The sequence below is a fragment of the Bacillus hominis genome (assembly GCF_018332515.1).
GTDB classification, from domain to species: domain Bacteria; phylum Bacillota; class Bacilli; order Bacillales; family Bacillaceae_G; genus Bacillus_A; species Bacillus_A hominis.
In genome coordinates, this window is record NZ_BOQD01000670.1 from 1 (window position 1) to 254 (window position 254).

The window sequence follows — 254 nt, forward strand, 5'->3', positions numbered from 1 at the left end:
GAAGTTCGTTGATGTACAGACCGCTGTAAAGCGTGATACCGCTTAAGGGCAGCGCCAGCGAGACGGCTTCAGCACTGCGCAGCGTTTTGACTTCGCCACGCCCGCCAAAACGTAGCAAGAGAGGGGTGAAAGGCTGTAATGCACCTTTCAGGGTAGAGCGTTTAGAGCGTGCGCCTTTGGCAACCAGACGCACGCGCCCCGATTCCTCCGTGAAGACGTCCAGCATCAGGCTGGTTTCGCTCCACGGGCGACTA

The 254-nt window shown here is 58.3% G+C and carries 1 protein-coding gene; it reads right to left on the minus strand.

Going from position 1 to position 254, the window contains the following annotated elements; all coding sequences use genetic code 11:
- A partial coding sequence (gene recO / locus KI356_RS28945) for a DNA repair protein RecO (protein WP_212937084.1) occupies nucleotides 1-254 on the minus strand: 254 nt, incomplete at both ends.